Here is an 18,659-nt window from a genome sequence, read left to right as displayed (position 1 = left end):
GCCAACACATTGACTTCCAAAAACACAATAGATAAAGTAATTCTTCAGTAGTTTACGTGAAAAATTAGAAGTTATTAATGTGGAAAATACTTCATATTTTTTTACAAACATTGAAGACAAACTATTATCGTACTACTGTTTTTACAATTTATTGTTGCTCCTTCTTTTGAATATAAGGATAGATCAACTCTTACCCAATTCAAATTTAGTATGATTTTTGGGGATATTTAATGAAAAAGAAAGAGAGAAGAATATGTATATTACTAGAGTTTTAAAAATTTATCCACCTAACCAGGGGACTTATGTATTAAATGGAAATAGTCTAAAATTTCAATTTGGCTTTTTTGATTCTGGAAATGAGGAAAATGGTCCACAGCCAATTGTATTTGGTGTTTCAAAATTTCCTGAAAGCATTATTAAGAACAATGACGAAAATTTGTATTTTGAATTTTTAAGTGATATGCTATCCATTTTTAATATTATCAATTGTATAAGACAGGAGCCAAATGATAGATTAATTAGGATTGATAAAGAAGACGGGATGTATACATTTAATGAGACAGGCGAAAGATCAATCCTAGTAAAAGAAAATTATATTATATCTAATATTTTTAAGAATACATATTTTGATCAATTTGAATTAGATAAATATGTAGATATTTACTCAACTACCAATGATTTTTATAGCGTCATTAAATACAGAGAATTTGTTAATAATCTACTTTTGTCATCTCTAAATCATGAAGTATTTATGTTATCTTATTTATGGAGTGAAATGATGAATAATACGATGTATTCAGTGGTAAATGCGTATAAAATTTATGAAATTGCTAAAAATTTAAATTTAAAAGAAAATAATATCACTCATAATCAAGCAAAATTATTTGCAAAAGAATTTAATTTTCTTTTAAGTGAAATTCACAAAAAACATCTAGGGAAATTTGCAAATAATATGGCTCAATCTGGAGCTATGGCTCGACATGGAAAATCATCATCGAATATTGAGAATGATAACGGAAGTTATTTAAATAGTGGTTTTTTTGATGTGAAAATAGAGTTAATGCATAAGGATATCATAAAATTAATTAAGATGTATTGTATTATTGTTACTAATTATCATTACTTTGACAGATAAAGTATATATAGAACGATTGTATACATAGAATATATAATCAAAAAAATGTCAGACTTCAACTTGTGTATTGGAGGATTAAGCATAGTAGACAAAGAGGAAGCAATCAGATGAGTTTGATGCTTCCTTTTTGTTATTCAATGATTAAGGTAACTATGCAACAATCTTCCAATTATCTGCTTTCTCTAACACTAGATGATATTGAGAGACAATTTCACTCTTGGTTTCACTATCCAAGTATCTTACCGCTACTTTTACAATATATTGTTTATCCTTCATTTGAATGGAAGGATAAATCAATTCTGAAAAAATCAACTCTTTGTTAATCATTGGCAAGGTATTTCCGACCATATAATAAGTTAATTCACTACTACTTGCAGTTGGATATAACTTAAAGAAGGTTTCCAAAAAGGCGATTATTTCTTGTTGAAGTCCTTCCTCAATACTGTTGTCATTTTCAAAAAATTCTGGTTGAAAATCAGATGTTTGAGGAGTGGTCCAAATAGTCGGATTGGTAGTAATGACTAAATCGTCTGTTTCATCTTGATGAACGGTTATACGATAAGATGATGTACTGTATTTATTTTCTGCGCCTTCTGTAATCCGTTGGGTAACCGAGTAAATTACTTCAAAGTTCTGTTCATCAATAGTTTGTATACGCCAAATTTTGCAATCACTGACAGAAGAACTCGTGGGAATATCGGTCCGAATTGTATCTACATTCAATTCTTGTAATTCAGAAGTCAGATAACGATTGATTCGCTCAGGTCGTTGTTCAATGGCTTCTTTATTATTTTCCCAAGAATAATATTCTTGAATGAAATTAAGAGTAAAACTCTCAATCGCATGGGTATCAATAAGCACTGGTTCAATAAATTTTGTCTCATGAATGGTGTGCGCATCAATAGCAGTAAAGTTTTTATAAAGGCCAAAACAAAAGCTACCAATCAATAACAGCCACAAGAAGAGGACACTCTTTTTGTGAGTGCTCAAGTGGATCGTTTTGACTTTCTTTTGTTTGGTTGTTTTATCTTTTTTTGGTTTTCGTTCAATATGAATTTTCATGAATAGTCCTCATTTCTTATTTTTTGATTCGTCCAGCACCAATTAAATGCTGTTGCCAATAATTATCATTTAAATCTGTATAACCAATCGGATCGCCGGCATGATACATGCGCATATCACCAACATAAATGCCGACATGAGTGACATAATCGGCAGTATCGTACGTAGAATGAAAGAAAATCAAATCACCAGGTTCTGCTTTTGTTAATGGTAGATGAGTCATTACATCATATTGGGACTGTGCGGTACGTGGTAATGTAATACCGGCTTTTTGAAAAGTCCATTGCGTAATTCCACTACAATCAAAAGAGGTATTCGGATTGGACCCGCCAAAGACATACGGATAGCCTTGATATTTCAACGCTTCATCCATAATTGTTTGGACCGTTTTATCATCAAATTTTTGCGAACTGTGAGAAGATGATTCTAAATATTGATTGACTAATAGCACGTAAAACATGTTGCCATAGTTGTAACGCCAGCCACCGTTTTTAGGAATGGAAATATCGTTTCTATAGGTAACTCGTTGACCGTTTGCTTGTTCGCTAGAGAAGTTTTCCGCCAATTCAAAAGAATACTTCTTCCCATTCTTTGCGACATAATTCAAAAAGCCGCCACCGTAATTATAGGATTGAATGACACTTTGTTGATCGACATCTAAAGATTCCGCTGAACGCACTAACTCTGCAAAATAAGAAACGCCTTGTGCAATCGATTCTTCTGGATCAGTAATCGTATTCGGTGGTAAGCCTTTTGATTCAGAAGATTGCATGACATCTTTCATCGTGCCACCACTTTCCACTTGAATAATCGCTAAGAGGATATTGATATAGTCTTCAATATTCTCTTGTTTTGCGTATTTTTCTACTAAGGAGCGATACTTCAAAACCTCTGGTGAAACAGATAAACCACTTCCTTGAATAGCCATTGATTGAGAAGAGTTCGCTTGAGGTTCATCTGCCACAAAAATTGCCACGAAAGATAATAAACCAAAGAAGGACAGAAAGAGTGTCAAAGCCACCATTATTTTTAGTTTCCATTTCATAGCGATTGACCTACTTTCTTTTCATTGGACGTGTGAAACGGACATTTTTCTTTTGACGTTTATTTTGAGAATAACGGACAGTTGAAGTAGTTTGTTTCTGATTCGTCATGTTCTTTGTCGGTTGCTTATGAGAAATCGAGCCTTGTTGCTTGATAGAAGGTCGTTGTTTTATTGATCTGTTCATTTGTTTTGTGATTCGTTCTTGTACTTTGGAAGCTGTCTGTTCTTGTGGTACTTCTTGCGCCACTGTTTGAACCTTATCTGATGGTCTGTGTTGCACAGGTGGACGAGTGACAGTAGAACGAATAGGTTTCATTTCTTTTTGATTTTTCACAGAATTTGATGTTCCTCGTTTCATTTCTTGTTTTGTTTTTCGAGGTTGAGTAACCGGTCTGTTTTTACTTGTTACTGAATCTATTCGTTTGTCTGATATACTTGGTTTCTTTGTCTTGTTTGATGCTTGCACCGAATCAATAGTTGGTTGTTGATGGTTTTTGACAGTCGTAGGATTTGTTGTTTCTCGTTTTGTTTTTCGAGTTTGCACAACGGGTCTGTTTTTATTTGTTACTGTTTCTGTTCGTTCATCTGACATCCCTTGTTTAAAATCAGAAACGGTCTGATGGATGTTTCCTGTAACAGTTTTTGGTAACTCTTTGACTTGTTGTTTCTTTTGAGAGACATAGTTCGTTGCTCGATTTTTACTATCCAATACTTTCCCAATTCGTTGTCCGGTCTGATAACTTCGAGTGAACGGTCGCTGTTGAACGCCTTGCTTTTTCTGTCTATCAGAAGTTACCGAAGAGCTACCGATAGAAGGCTTGTTAGTTGTAGTAGAAGGAACAGTTGATGTATTTTTTCTTCTTTTGGTTTTATCAGCTAAATACCCGACAGTTCCACCAATCATTGTTCGGCTAATCGTTCGCCGCAATCTTCTAGTACCACGACCCATGTATTGTTTTGGCCGACGGAATACACTACGACTGACTTGTTGGGAATCACTAGATTGCAGGTTGAAGAAATTGAGAATATCACCTAGTTTTAAGTAGATGCCCGCAAAGGTCACAATTTGTAGAAAAGCAATTAAGAAAAACGGATAACCTACCGTTAAGGTATAAAACATAGTAGATAAACTAAAGGCTACCGTAATAATCAACGTGATTCCAGCACGCAACATAATTGTATTGAAGAGTTTCATTAAAGCGGATTTTCCCATACTGGTGAACGTGGGTAACATGGATAATAAGAAGCTAATTGGCAGAAACATAGCATATAAAATAAACAGGATTTGAGAGAAAATCATGATGCCTGTTAACAAGAAGACAAAGATAGAAATTCCAATGTTAAACAACACTAAAAAGACAACAACGCCTAGACGATTGACCGTTTTCGTCAACGTTAGATTCTGATTATCGTTGTCTTCAATTTCTGCTTTTACGGCGTCTTCACGATCTTTTCCATTATTCGTATCAGGATTAACTTCCAGTAACGCATTCACCCGACTTTCTCCAATTTCTTCTTTGTTGGAGTTATCAAATTGTAGTAACAACCAAGGTTGTTCTACTTGGACCGAAAAGAGAGTATCTCGAATCAAATCAACACTTTCTTTTCCTTCACTATCTGCATGTGGCAAGATAATCTTTGAGCCCAAGTCTAAACTGGCTTGCGAAATATCCGCTGAAAACTCATTGATTCGTTGGATATAGGAAGGAGCGTAAGCAATGAATCCTGCTGATAATAAAAAGACAACCACAAAATTTGTGATTGCCTGAATGGCTTTTGACGTTTCACGTTTGATTAAGCCAACATAGGTAACATATGTGCCTACAATGAGAATAAAAAGCAATAAAAATCCGACATAAAATCCCGAAGGAGCGAACCCATTATGCGAGACCCCTGCTAGTATCTGCATGTTTTCTCCCACTTGATTGGCTGTATCTGAAATGAAATCCAGGGTATAGGCTTGTTGGACCAAATAACCTGTCGCATTCGCTAAATACAAACTAATGGTCCAAATAAAATTTGACATGGCATATAATCCATATTGCACTTGATTACCAATCTCATCTTTCCAGTTCCAAGGCAACCAATCCCAATCGGTATCGACATAAAAATCCAATTGATAATTTGCCAATGGATAGTGAGAATAAAGATTTTGTGCGTCTACTGTATCATCCACCAGACCGACTGCTTGAGCGATTGTGCCAGAGAGCAGGAAAAATAAAAAAGCCATTCCTCCAATTAGAAAAATGACTAACAACATCTTTTTTAATTTTGGTTTCAATCGGATGCACCTCATTCTTCTTGATGAACTGGGGGACGAGTATCAAAAGCATGGAATAAATCTTCAAAAACAGGATGAACTTGAATGGTGCCAACACGCCCATACAAATCTTGAATCAAACATTGGCCATTTTCTAGTTCTCTCAACCGTTTTTGATTGTCCTCATCGTCTGGATCAACACCAAAAAAGGCTAAGGTCTTTTTGATTTCTTGACTATCTGTCGAACGAAAGGCGAATTTTAATCCAATATTGTTTTTCAATTTCTCATCGATTAAATCATCGGCATTCTGCGTCACAAAATAAACACCCGCATTCATCGAGCGACCTGCACGAACCAAGCGATTGGATAAGGTTTTTCCTTGTGCCACTTGTAGAAAAGACCAAGCTTCATCTAAATCAACAATTTTAAATTTGGTTCGATCAGAATGGATGAAATCCAAAGCAAAAGTAGAAATGACAATCAGCATAGCCACACTCAATAATTCAAGGGTGGTATAATCTGAAAAATTTGATTGAGCATCAGGTAAGACTAAATCCGCTACTTGAATAATGTTCAATTGTTTCTCTAAACTAATCGAGTTTTCCGTTGATCCATCACTGAATAGTAAATGGGCAAAATCATAATCCGTAAAGCTTTCAATGTGATCCGCAATCGAATGAGACAGTGGATTTTTATCTTCTCGTAATTCATCAATCACTAACCACAAGCCACGTACTTCTTTTTGTGTCACTGACCGAATCGCTTTTCGTAAAAGTGGGAAACGTTCGCCGTCTCGACTAGATATGCCTGTTAAGAAAGTCAAAATATCAATCGCTAAGCTCTCCGCGTCTTTCTTACGCTTCATGAGAACATAGGGGTCAAGTAATCCTTGATTTTTTTCGTCACTTGTTAGATTCACAATATTAATTTCATCGGCAATTTCTGGCAATGTTTCTTTCCAATAACCACGTTCCGCTTTTGGATCGACAATCAACGCTTGTGCGCCAAATAAAACCGAGTAATAAACCAGCAAGTTATTAGAGAAGGATTTTCCACCACCTAAAGAACCAAGAAATGCCGAAGCAAGAGCATTGGTGACCGAACCTTTGACGCCTTGACTTGCTAGACTCGGTTTGAGATACACATTCTTACCTGTTTCTAAATTGTAGCCAATATAAATCCCATTTGTTTCTCCTAACATTTGAGAGGCACCAAATCCTAAGCCCGCTAGAAAATCAGAAGTCACATACTGCACATAATCATTGATGTATCGTTTGCTAGAAGGAAGAAATTCATAGTGTAACCCCAACATATCACCAAAGGGACGGATTAATTTAATGCTCCAATCATCATAAAAATCTTTAATCTCATTACAGCGACGTTTTAATTCTTCATAGGAAGAAGCGGCTACTCGAATGACATAACTCAATTTGTACATGGCTTCTTTGGTCTGATCGAGTTCAGCTTCTAACTCATTGACATCTTCTAAGGCTTCCAACACATTGTTTCCTGTTTCGTTGTCACTATTCCATGCGTGGTCGTCCAAGTCTTTGAGTTCTTTTTTCTTATTTCGAACGGTGGACAAGGCTTTTTTATTGGCGACAATTTCAATGTTCATGTTGGTGTCAATCGGAAAATCGAATTGTTGTTGCTGGTAATAAAAAATCTCATTAGAAGGAAAATCCAATTCGCCAACAATTGAATCGATCGTAAAGTAAGCAACATAAGCAGTTGTCTCATCATTTTGAATTTTTAAATAGCGTTGATTTTCTTCAATGAGTGAACGAGTCGGTTTCAATAAGTCATATCGTTTTACGAGTGTTTGATGTTTCAATTTTTTGAGAGGCAGAGGGAATTCGTATTCTTCAAAAGAACTTGTTTCTTTGCCATACAGATGTTCAATTAAATAGCCAAAATCATTTTTATTCAACGGTCTGATATGGAAACGACGTTCGATTTTAGCTTGTAAGAGGTCAGCCATTTTTGTGTAGCGACGAACTTCATCTTTTGGCATAACCACAAAATCACCCATCAATTTTTGATTCACTTCTCGAAAAAAGGTAGTGAGCGTGTTCTTAGCAGTCGTTCGTAAATTTTTTAAGGTCACTTCTTGTTCATTGACCAATAATTTAAATCCAATAAAAAAGCGATAGTCCACTTGATTGTCACCAATCATGTTTACTAACGCTTCGGTTTGTTCATCAATCCGCTGAAAAGCAATGTCTTTCAACCGACCAGTGACCATTTCTTTACTTTTTTCTTGAATGGAACGAATGGATCGTTCGGTACTAATTTGCAAGGCATGGATTTTCCCTTCGCGGTTTTGCGCGATTAGTTGACGAAACTTCGTATGCACTTGTAGTTTCTGTTCAGGGGTCAAAAAGGAATAGTTATAGGGCAACAATTCATAATAGGCAAAACATTCGCCTTCGTGATTAAAGACTAAATTATTTTCAATATATTTAATCGGATAATTCAATGTATTCACTCCTTACAATTGTGGCAGTTTCATTCATTTTTACTTTTTTAAATGTGACTGTTTTTCCAGCGTAGGTCACTTTGGAACGAAAGAAATAAGTAATCATTGTTTGAATAAAACGATAAGGTTTCTTTCCATCAAAGGTTTTTTGACTCATAAACCAAGTCAAGCCAACAGGAATGCCGACATACTTTAATAAAGCTCCTTCAATAAACGATAGAGGGGGAGCATCTCCTAATAACATTACCGTAAACAAACTACAAACAAGCCAAGCCATTTGACTAAAGGTAATAGGGAAGGGGAGTTTAAAGTCATTGATCGCATAGATAACTTTTTCAACGGACCAAATACTAGTATAGCTTTTTATTTTTTTCAATTATGGTTTCCTCCTTTGCATTATTATTAATAAAAAAAGTCTACCAATATTTGGCAGACTATATTCATTCGATTTTTTCTAATTCTTGTAGAAACGCTACTAACTTAAATAGTTTATTGGGATTTTCCTCTTGGGAAATTCTTCCAATAGATTGACCGATTTCTTGCATGATGTTATTAAATTCAAGTATGTGTATTGTATCTATGCTAAGACTATCCTTAAATTTTTTCTTCAAATTTTCTTGATATAAGAATATTTTATTAATAATAGATTCTGTTCCGCCTTCTAATATGTTTACAACATAACCACTAATTCGGGGATTTGAAATATATCCTTTGGTTTCACACCAACCATTATTATTATCTGAATTCATGACAATAACTTGCTCACATCCACTATTCATTACAATTGTGGAGTTATGTGTTGCTACAATAATTTGTCTACGAGATTTTAAATTTTTAAAATCTGCAACTAAATTTTTATAAATATATTGATTATCTAAGTTATCTTCAGGTTGATCAATAATGAATGGTTTAAAGTCACCAAGATATTCGTTATAAGTGAGTAAAAAAGAAAGCATTGCGACCACTTTTTGTCCCATTGAAAGGTTAATAATATTTTGAAAGTTTATTGCTTCAGTCTTCATGGATTCTCGATTATTGATATTGAATTCTAAAGTAAAAGTATCACTATTTCTAAAATAATTTTTGAGAAAATCTTTTGCATAACGTTCACTTTTAGGTGAAACAAGATCTTGCCTTAATTTATAAAAAAAGGCTATTAAATCTGTACCTTCTTTAATAAATTTTAGTTCTCTATCGGTAGTTTCAGTACTTACTTTATTAAAAAATATTTTAACATCTAAAGTATCGAATATTACTTGGAAATCTTTTTTATTGAAAATAAGTATAGTTTCAATAGAATTTCCTAATTGTTTAGATAATGCTTGTAGATATGATACTAAATTTTCATAAGTAATTGCATATCCTTTATAGTAATCATCCCAAGCATTTCTGGATACGTTAAAAACTGTATACCAATTAAAATAGCTATCATCAACATTTTTTTGAGTAAAATTAATTCTTAATTTTCTTTTTTGAAGTTCGTTATAGTCATTTAAAAGTTCATTTACTTGTTTTTTACGTGTATTTAGTATTTCTGATTTTTTGCCATATTTATTTATTAAGCCATTTATTCCAGGGCCAATATTGTTAAACATTTTTTTGTTTCTAATATCTTTATTTTGAAACAAAGTTCTATTAATAAATTTAGTTAATTCCTCTTCATCAGCGGCTACATTTACTAACTCGTTCGTAGAGAACTTAGGTGTAAATATCTTATCCATAAAGTGCTTTCTTTTGGTTACTTCACAAATATTCTTTCCATCATAAGTGAAGATTTGAAAACGATCATGTAAGGCGGCACGTCTTGTTTTTTCAGCATCATCTTGGGTATTATTTTGATAGTTAGAAGTTACACTAAAATAATTTTGTGTGAAAATTTGATTATTTTTAGCATAAGATGAATGTAACATAATATAATAAGTTTCGTTATGATATTGATATGCTACACAACTAGTTCCTTGCTTAAGAATTTTTTCTAAATCAGCGATATTCTCAATATATTGAGAAGTAATAAAACCTAATGTATTTAGAATAGTACTTTTTCCACTTCCACGACCACCAATAAAAGCATTCATATTGCTTGAAAAAGTAATGATGAGGTGTTTATCTTTTCCTTTCAAAAATTCTTTCCCATCGATATAGATTGCTTTAATATATTCTTTTGGCTGTTTTTGTTTTTCAAAAGAAACAGATAGATCATAATCTTTCAACGCAGACTTTATTGTTTCAAAATTTAATTTATCACCTTTTATATAGAAATAACTTGTTTTTAATTTTTCAATAAAATGTGCATCATTATCAATAATAAAATGAAATTTCTTTTTAGTATATGCTAAAATGTTTTGCTTTATAATTGGAATATGGTGTGGAGAGTTAATACCTATAATATTAAATAAATTAGAATTAAATAATTGGTTTTTATATGTGCCACTTAGAAAGTCTTTGCTGAAAATATCAGAACTATTAATATGAGCAATATAACCTATAGCACCTATTTCTTTAAGCATTTCAAAAACATCGTAAGAGGTTCGGATAGTTCCTTCTTTACCTGATAATACATTTTCTTTAAGCCATTCTATCAATTTATTTTGTTGATATTGGTTTCTTCGATCTAGAATACCTACAATATGATTCTTATCAGAACAAGAAATTTCAATTCCTTTTTCTAATCTAGTTTTTGTGGAGTATTTCTTTTCTTTTAACAAAATATTCAATGCCTGTTCTAATTTATCAAATCCCTCTATAGAATTATGATCAGTTATCAAACATAATTCTATATCTTCTATTAATAAAGAATGTGCTAGGATTAGATATGCTAGCAATTCTTTTTCATTCTCAAACTTTCCCCTGAGATAGGGAGTAAAATCTTCAATAGAATGATCAATAAAAGGAGAAATCTTTACTTCGTTTACAATTAAAAGTAAATCCTCTTCTTTCAGTTGCTTCCAACTTGTAAAAGGTTTATCCAACTTTATGTGGAGTTTTTCTCTAGTTTCCTCATTAATTAAAGTAAAATCATGTGATGCTGGTGTATGAATGTGGAAGATTGTTTTTTTGAAACTACCACCACTATATTTATTTTTTTCTAGTTCTTTATACAATAAAGGAATAATTCTACGAGAATCAGGTATATTCTTTGTGTGTGAGTCCAAAAAAATCTCCTCCAATTTTTATATACGTATTTAAAGTATATCAGAATTTTATTTTCAAAGTATTCAAAAACTAGAGGAGAGGCAACTCAATTTAAATATTAAAATACACCATTACTAGTGACTAAAAGAGTTCCTTTCAATTCCATATTTCTACCAAGTGATTGATAATTAATATAGTTTTTTCATTTCATCACGCTCTTTCTTAAAATAAAAAGAGCACTCCATTTTAAAGGGAATACTCTTAAAATATTAATTACCATATTTCTTTACTCTATAATCAAACTGAAAACCTTCTTTGGTTAATGCAGTTAAGCGTGGTTCAATATGGTTTTTAATTGTATCTGCAAAATCAAAGAGTTTTCGCGGATTATCAGGGTGTTGTACTTTGGTATACACAATATAAGTTTTGTTTTTTGGTATCTCATCAAAATTAAAAAAAGATTTCCCAGATTCAAGAATGTTACTAGCTGTCAGTACGGAAAGATATTCTGTATTTGATAATCTTTTCATATTACTCCAAATATTTTCATCCCAATCATCCAAGTTAAACCAAAGATCTTTAATTGATAAATAGGTAAGTAAGTAAAAATCTTTTCTTTTCCCATAGTGATAATCATTTGAGTCTAAATCAAGATCTGGATATTTTAATCCTAACTTATTAAAACTGATACGAAGATACTTTTCAAAAAAGTAAAGCTTCTGAGATAAATCAAATTGATAATCAATGAGTATTTTTTCCCATTCACTAAATAGTATTTCTTCAATTGTATCCTCGTTCTTACCTCCCCACTCGTCTGGGATTTCCCAACTCATTACACCATTGCTACCACCCAAAAAAACTTTAGGTGGCATAATTTCATGAGTCTTTTGAGTAATTATATATTCAATTAACTTACTAGTATGGTTCTCTTTTATTAGTTGTAAAGATAAATTAACTAATTGTTCCTTCTCTTCATTAAAACCAGAATAACTAAATGTAACGAATTGATAAAAATCGTTAAAATAATCACCTTCACCTAATAACATTGTCTCTAATTGATCATTATCTTGTAAAATGTGTTTTGCTTTTTTCGTACTTAAATTTGAAACAGTTTCATACAACAAGTAGGTCTCACGACTTTGGGTAAATGATGCTGGGTATTTATTATTAGAAGACAATAATAGTTTAAATGTATCTTCAATTGTTTTTTTAGGTTCAGAACCCACAAAAAGTGTTTGTTTCTCTTTTTCTTGCAGATAGTCTTGATATTCGTTTGAATGTTCAAGCGTTCCATCATCACGAAGAAACTGATATTTTTCTGGATAAAACAGATATAGATATATTAAACTAAGTTGTTGTTCGACCTGAACATGATGTAGTTTTTTGTGCTGAAAAAATTCCTGATTTACTAATTCATTAAATTGTTTTTGATCTCTTAGATTTCGTTTCTCTGCTATAAAAATATCTTGAAACTCTGTTGAAAGAGAGGTCTCTAATTGCTGGGATAACTCATTAAAATAGTTATTCCAAATATTTTTAGGATGCAAAACTATAGGTAGTTCCAATCGTTTATCTATAATTTTCCTCAAGTAATCTCCTTCCGAATGATTAATTTTAGTAAAGTCTCCTACAAATACTATAGGTAGACGACCCTTTAAAATATTAAACAGACTATATAGTTCTTCCTGTTTTTGTGAAGAAATTCTGTCAAAATCATCTACGACTAAAACTTTATTTTTTATAGAACAGTTTCTAAATATAAAACGGTAAAAATCATCTGACTTATACTTTAGAAACTGCCAAACAGTGACAATTAATGAAATGGTACCAGCAACTACAATAAATTTTGGAAAAAGTTGACTTAAACCTAGATTTATTAGTGGGGTCATCAAAATAGAAATTACAGCTGCTAGAACCACTACAAACTTTATCGTCCAGTATAAGCAACGATAAAGTTTTGAAAAAGCAATTTCAATAACACTTCGCTCGTCTTTTATTTTCCATAAATTTAACTCAACTAACTTAATTGGAGGAAGTTTCTTGGAAATATTATTTAAAAATACGGTTTTACCAGATCCCCATGCACCATTTAGAAAATAGGTCTCATTCTTTTTTAAAAGTTGAATAATATTTTTTTCAGCAGTTGAAGTATCAATATATTTTAATTTAATCACTTGTATACCTCCTTATAATTAGGATTTTTATTATCATTATCCTATAAATTTTACTGCTCCACAACAACTGCTTGAAAATATTACCCTACATACTCAAATATACCATGAGAAGTTACAAGATAGTTTCCCTCTATTTCCATATCTCTACCAAGTGCTTGATAGTCAATATAATTTTGAAGGTTGGAAGGGACTTCGCCAAGTTGTCCTGTTTCTTCGACGTAGTAGGTAGCCACATCTTCCATCGAATCACAGTCTGAATAACAGATAATGTCGTCTTTGTGTTCAATTAAATCTTCTAAACTCGAAAACCACGTATTTTGAATTTCTCGTAACTCTTTGAATAGTGGCGTATCCTCAATTTCTTCAATCAAAGCACACAAACGATTTATTTCAGTGATAGGGGTATATTCGTCAATTTCAAAAGGTAATTCATAATCATGGATAGCGTATTCTTCATATTGTTCATTCAATCCAATTTTTTCTTTGACTTCTTCCATATCAATGGGGGGATGAAACCAAGCACCAATTAATTCACCTTCATTATATTTGCCTAAATTTGAAATATAGACTTGCATATCCATTTCAATTCCTCCTTACATATAATAAAAATCTGTAAATGCTAACTGGATTTCATTTGGAATCTCTTCATTTACGACTAAATCAAAAACTGTATAAGATGAATATTCTGGATTGCTATTAAAATGAATGACAACGGAGTGAAGTGTTTCTTCATAGATATCCGTTGCTTTTTCAATTGCTAACTGACAAATTTCATCACCGATTCGTAAAGGAATGCCTGTCTGTAATAGTTCTTCATCAAAAGAATCTCGATTGAAAATAGTGGTAACTTTTATCATTGAACAGCCTTCTTTCTTTAGTAAGTAAAAAAGCAGTCAACTTTTAGAAGTCAACTGGTTAAAAATATATTTAAAATAAGAAATCAAGTAAAGGGAAGTTTGTTGTGTTCTAAAAGAGCCTTCAAATTAGCTAAAGATTCATCGTAATCAGGAGCATATCATATTGTAAGTGATTGTTCATTGGTTAGGGCAGACCAAACATTTTTGATGGATTCCTTAATCAGGACGGAACTATTTATCTTTTCATTGCTCATGACATATTTCTTTTTCATAACTTAATAGCTATAGTTTACCACGAATCTAGATTTATCAAGCACCAATAATACGATTGAAGAGATTCAATAATACATCTTTTACACCCATTGCGTTAAAGACTAAACCTACCGCAATCAAAGCAACAATCAAGAATCCAATCAGTTTAGAAAACTCTCGCTTAAAGCCTAAATACACGCCAATTACAACAATCGCTAATAAGACTAACGATTCCGCATTAGAAAGAAACCAATTATATAAATTTTGTCCAAAATTCATCTCACATTCTCCTTTATTTGATAATAACTTCCTCTACAGGAAGCGTTTGTTGTTGTAAAATCTTTTTCTGACGATCTGATAATTCCGCATAATCAATCATGTTTTGAATGACACTTGTTTGATTGAGTTTGTCGATTTTCATAGCTAGCTTTAAAGTTGGAATGACTTGTCGAGCTAACCAGTTCAAAGTACGGTCAAAAGAATAGGGTTCAGGTTCCGAAGTTAATCGCAGTTTCCGTTGATTTTCGCCGAGGAAAAACGACCAATCGGCATTGATTTTCCATTGACTGCGACGTTTGTTTGGGTCTTTGTCGACGAAGCGAATGTAACGATTGATAATGGAGAAGGTTGTGTTACCAACGTTCCCATTGTTTAATAAATCAATCACCGCATGTAACGCACGCTCATTTTTCAAACGGATCTCAAAACGATTCTTCACTGGATTTTCTTCTAGGGGAATGCCAAGTTTGACATATTGTTCATAGTCTTTCTGATAGATACAAAAATAGACTTCTGACTTTAAAGAGCCAATGTAAAGAGTATCGCCCATATCGGCTTTTTCATGTTGGCGAACCAATTCGCCTGAACGATAATTCTTAAAGTTACGAAAAACAGAAATACATTCTTCGTTTTGACATTTACGAGTGAGTTCTGGAATATTTAGTAAACCGACTTTATCGTTAATTGCTAAATCTAAACGTTTATAAACACCATCTACAGAAAAGACATCTAAGAAAAAGTCATACCACGTTCTTCTTTGTGCCAATAAGAAGTGTTCAAATTGCCGACAGCCTTTGCCTTTCATTTCCACGAGGACACCTTTTTCAATATCATGGGACACCATGACCGCAATATCACCAAATATATATTGTTCCTCATACGAGTAAAAAGCATATTCCTCATGTAACATGTACTTCATTTTTAGTTTTAAGATATTCTCAATCACTCCTTCTGGATTGGTGGTTGGAAATCGAATCCGCACATAATCGAATAACATTTCCAAGGGTAATTCTGGATTGAAACGTTCTAACATAGCATCAAGTTCTGTAAGTAAATCACTGGAAGGAATCACTTTTTCTGTTTCAATTTCACTTAGATATTGGCGAGAGATACCAACCGCAGTGGCTAGTTTATTTTGCGAAACACCATAGGTTTTTCTTCGTTCTTTTAGTTCTACTATTCGTTGTTTGAGGTTTGTCACAATCAATCCTCCTGTCATTTATTGAACAAACAAAAAAGGTGTCAACTATTCATAAAAAGTTGACACCTTGCAAAAGGATAAAAAGATTGTTATATCAAAGTTTCTAAGCTTTTGTTGTTTATTCTATTTGTATTTCTACCCCCCTGTTAGAATGGGGGGGTTAATCAAGGTGGGCGGTGGCAAGCCACACCCACCAGGCTAGAAAAAGCCATGACTTATGCGCTGCCGTCCTGACTTTTTCCGCCTGTATTTGTATTGTTATTCACATGTGATGGTCCTTCATTGTCGTTGAATTGATGATTCCCTTTCTTATACATTCGTCTTCGCTCATGTTTCCCCTTTAAACGCTGTCCACTATCAGTCACAAGTTCCTTCGATAGTAGACATCCTTTCTACGGGATGAATATAAGATCTTTATAATCATTAAAACCTCTAACGATTCGTAAAATACAGAATAAGAATACCAATTGGTGCAATCAACACACTAAAGAAATAGATCAACATAATTTTGATGAAGCCCCAAATCAAGGCAAAGATGCCACTCGTGATCCACACATTTTCGCCCATTAAAAGCGAAACAGCCGAATCATAGACAAACATCGCAAATGGATAGAAGATGAAATTTAGCCCCAAAAAAACATAAAAGGAAGTCGGGGCAGAGCCAGGACTTAAAAAATAGAAAAAAGCAGTAACAATCCCACTAAAAACATACTGACGGATCAAATAAGACGGATGTAAACTGGTAAAAACAGTACGGACAAAACGAAACATGCCATTCCCTCCAATCTTGTTTGTTATCACTACTATACCGCATTTTGTGAAAAAAATCTTATTCAATCATAGTCGAAACCTGTATAGGTAATAACTGGAGGAATTGTTTGATCTTCATCATGAGTGACTTGAAAATGAAAAATCACTGAAAAGCCACTCGCAGCCGTTTTTTCAGGAAAAATCATATGAAACTCTGATTCATTTGTTAAAATTTCAAAAAAGCCAGTGATCTCACTTTCTTTGTCTGGATGATACGTAGGGATAATCTCATTTTCAAAATCAGACAAGTATTGATCATAACCAACAATCTGTTCAATGAATTTGTAGTGATCAGATATTTTCAATGGTTTCATATCCTTTCTATTGTCTATAACCATCGACACCTTCTGAAATCAAATCATTATAAAGTGATTCAATTTGTAGACGAACAAGGGAAGAAGAGGTTTGTTCCATACCCGATTGCAATGTAGTAAGAATCACATTAAACGGAACACCGTCTGTAATGCCACCTTCTTCGATTGGTACTAGCCCCATAATGCCATTTTTACTGACATCAAAAGCTAATTGACGAAATCGACTACTAATTTCTTCCTCGTCACTTCTACCAATTTCATGAAGACGATAAATACACGTATCAAAGTCCATTTTCTGAATCCTCCGTTTCTTTTTTTGTTTTTGAATGATATAGATGACCAATCGTTTCTAAAAAATCATGGCCTTTAGGAACAAGTGGCGTGTAGAATTCACTAATGACATTGGTTCCAACGTCCACATAGCCACGACCTCTAATTTGTTTCAAAAAGAAATCTTTATCAACATCCCCGAACATCATGGAATACCCAAGCTCACTCATACGCCCAAGTGCCACACGAAAATTAAACTGATCTCGAATCCCATCTTGCAAATATTTTGCGTCGGGACGCTGACAAGCGAGGATAATGAAGAAACCCGCTTGCCGGCCTAACATGACGATTTGTTTTAACTTATTCATAACTGCCATATTTTCTTTGGCCGTCAACATTTCCATATAGGCCACATATTCATCAAAGATAAGGAAGTTTGGTTCTAAACCTAGATAAGCGTAATTTTCGCCTGTTTTATAGTTAGGCATTTTCTTCATATCAATACTGCGAGCCATCATGCGATCATAGAAATCATCGATACATTCAGAAATCTCTTCTTTTTTATAATAAACATTTCCCATAACCGTCCCTAAGTCCGCTAAATCGGCATTCTTCGGATCAAGAATAAACAGCTTAGCATTGGATTGAAGTAACGATTCAATAATCGTTAGAATGAAATAGGTTTTCCCACCACCAGTTCCACCAGCGATTAACATGTGAGGGAGGGAATCAAAGGACCACGCTAAATTTTTCATCAATTGCATCGAACCATCTTTCACAGAAACCTCTTCGATTGTCATACGATTGGCAATCGTATCATAAAGTAGGGTGTATTCTACAAAGGAATCTTTGAGTTCTTTATCAACTAGCTCACAGTACAAGCCTGATTCCAATTTCTTCTCTAATCGCAACAGTTGATCTTGATATTTTCCTAACGTAATTTCAACAGTAATGACAATCAGTCCATCTTTCATTCGATAATAGAACCGAGGGAAGAAACTGATTTTCTCTTTCTTTTTAGATGGTGAATCTTCAAAGAATTGGAATTCCTCGACTTGTTTTATTTCATACCACCCATTCTCTAAAATCATCCGAGCGAGTTTTTGACGATGGGTTAAACTCTTGTAGTAATCACATCCATAGCGATACAGTAAATAGAGAAGAACACCCACAGAAAGAAGTGAGAAAACGAGTGATAGGCTGCCATATGGACTGAAAAAGTGTTGTTCCAATTCCTCTAGCTGCCAAGTAGTCCGACTGATAAAAGCAAGATGAAAAGGAAGAAAGGCAAGTAACCAACAACTCAATATAGCGCCGAAGAAAAACTGAAAGACCAAGTTTTTATCACTTGGTCTGATTCGTTTTCCTTTTCTTTGTAAGAGTTTCAT

The 18,659-nt window shown here is 33.4% G+C and carries 17 protein-coding genes; 1 reads left to right on the top strand and 16 read right to left on the bottom strand.

Going from position 1 to position 18,659, the window contains the following annotated elements; genetic code table 11:
• Positions 1-253: 253 nt before the first annotated feature.
• On the top strand, positions 254-1,135 hold the full coding sequence (locus tag IGL31_RS09800) for a hypothetical protein (protein ID WP_086300214.1): 882 nt from the start codon (positions 254-256) through the stop codon (positions 1,133-1,135).
• A 150-nt stretch (positions 1,136-1,285) separates the two neighbouring features.
• Here the strand turns inward: IGL31_RS09800 and IGL31_RS09795 are convergent, their stop codons facing one another.
• From IGL31_RS09795 to IGL31_RS09720, 16 genes are all read right to left on the bottom strand, one after another.
• Positions 1,286-2,197 (bottom strand): conjugal transfer protein, encoded by a 912-nt coding sequence (locus tag IGL31_RS09795; RefSeq protein WP_086300213.1) that lies wholly within the window; start codon positions 2,195-2,197, stop codon positions 1,286-1,288.
• Positions 2,198-2,213: 16 nt separating this feature from the next.
• A complete protein-coding gene (locus tag IGL31_RS09790; RefSeq protein WP_086300212.1) occupies positions 2,214-3,242 on the bottom strand; it encodes a bifunctional lytic transglycosylase/C40 family peptidase in 1,029 nt (342 codons plus the stop codon).
• A gap of 10 nt (positions 3,243-3,252) precedes the next feature.
• A complete protein-coding gene (locus IGL31_RS09785) occupies positions 3,253-5,502 on the bottom strand; it encodes a CD3337/EF1877 family mobilome membrane protein (protein ID WP_430619625.1) in 2,250 nt (749 codons plus the stop codon).
• A 32-nt stretch (positions 5,503-5,534) separates the two neighbouring features.
• Entirely contained in the window at positions 5,535-7,982 is a 2,448-nt protein-coding gene (locus tag IGL31_RS09780; RefSeq protein WP_086300211.1) for an ATP-binding protein, read from the bottom strand.
• Positions 7,966-8,358 carry a conjugal transfer protein gene (locus tag IGL31_RS09775; RefSeq protein WP_086300210.1) on the bottom strand — a complete coding sequence of 131 codons (393 nt, stop codon included), beginning with the start codon at positions 8,356-8,358 and terminating at the stop codon, positions 7,966-7,968. The genes IGL31_RS09780 and IGL31_RS09775 overlap by 17 nt, the downstream gene beginning before the upstream one ends.
• A gap of 64 nt (positions 8,359-8,422) precedes the next feature.
• Entirely contained in the window at positions 8,423-11,134 is a 2,712-nt protein-coding gene (locus tag IGL31_RS09770; protein ID WP_086300209.1) for a Spaf_1101 family AAA-like ATPase, read from the bottom strand.
• Between the two features lie 249 nt (positions 11,135-11,383).
• On the bottom strand, positions 11,384-13,288 hold the full coding sequence (locus IGL31_RS09765) for a P-loop NTPase fold protein (protein ID WP_086300208.1): 1,905 nt from the start codon (positions 13,286-13,288) through the stop codon (positions 11,384-11,386).
• A gap of 80 nt (positions 13,289-13,368) precedes the next feature.
• Complete coding sequence (locus IGL31_RS09760; protein ID WP_086300207.1) at positions 13,369-13,869, bottom strand: antirestriction protein ArdA; 501 nt, start codon at positions 13,867-13,869, stop codon at positions 13,369-13,371.
• A gap of 12 nt (positions 13,870-13,881) precedes the next feature.
• Positions 13,882-14,145 (bottom strand): hypothetical protein, encoded by a 264-nt coding sequence (locus tag IGL31_RS09755; RefSeq protein WP_086300206.1) that lies wholly within the window; start codon positions 14,143-14,145, stop codon positions 13,882-13,884.
• Positions 14,146-14,454: 309 nt separating this feature from the next.
• Positions 14,455-14,676 carry a hypothetical protein gene (locus IGL31_RS09750; protein ID WP_086300205.1) on the bottom strand — a complete coding sequence of 74 codons (222 nt, stop codon included), beginning with the start codon at positions 14,674-14,676 and terminating at the stop codon, positions 14,455-14,457.
• A 13-nt stretch (positions 14,677-14,689) separates the two neighbouring features.
• The gene (mobT, locus tag IGL31_RS09745) at positions 14,690-15,895 is read right to left on the bottom strand and encodes a MobT family relaxase (protein WP_086300204.1); all 1,206 of its coding nucleotides are present in this window, start codon (positions 15,893-15,895) and stop codon (positions 14,690-14,692) included.
• A gap of 197 nt (positions 15,896-16,092) precedes the next feature.
• Positions 16,093-16,242, bottom strand: a complete 150-nt coding sequence (locus IGL31_RS09740; RefSeq protein ID WP_179189393.1) for a hypothetical protein — start codon at positions 16,240-16,242, stop codon at positions 16,093-16,095.
• Between the two features lie 67 nt (positions 16,243-16,309).
• A complete protein-coding gene (locus tag IGL31_RS09735) occupies positions 16,310-16,648 on the bottom strand; it encodes a hypothetical protein (protein ID WP_256927194.1) in 339 nt (112 codons plus the stop codon).
• 62 nt (positions 16,649-16,710) lie between these two features.
• Positions 16,711-17,025, bottom strand: coding sequence for a hypothetical protein (locus tag IGL31_RS09730; protein WP_086300203.1), 315 nt, complete (start codon positions 17,023-17,025; stop codon positions 16,711-16,713).
• Positions 17,009-17,293 (bottom strand): hypothetical protein, encoded by a 285-nt coding sequence (locus IGL31_RS09725; RefSeq protein WP_086300202.1) that lies wholly within the window; start codon positions 17,291-17,293, stop codon positions 17,009-17,011. Before IGL31_RS09725 ends, IGL31_RS09730 begins: the two co-directional genes overlap by 17 nt.
• Entirely contained in the window at positions 17,283-18,659 is a 1,377-nt protein-coding gene (locus tag IGL31_RS09720) for an FtsK/SpoIIIE domain-containing protein (RefSeq protein WP_086300201.1), read from the bottom strand. Before IGL31_RS09720 ends, IGL31_RS09725 begins: the two co-directional genes overlap by 11 nt.

The sequence above is a fragment of the Enterococcus sp. MSG3290 genome, assembly GCF_050555565.1.
GTDB lineage: Bacteria > Bacillota > Bacilli > Lactobacillales > Enterococcaceae > Enterococcus_B > Enterococcus_B faecium.
The sequence above is the reverse complement of the archived record's forward strand: the minus strand, read 5'-3'. Positions and strand labels throughout refer to the sequence as shown.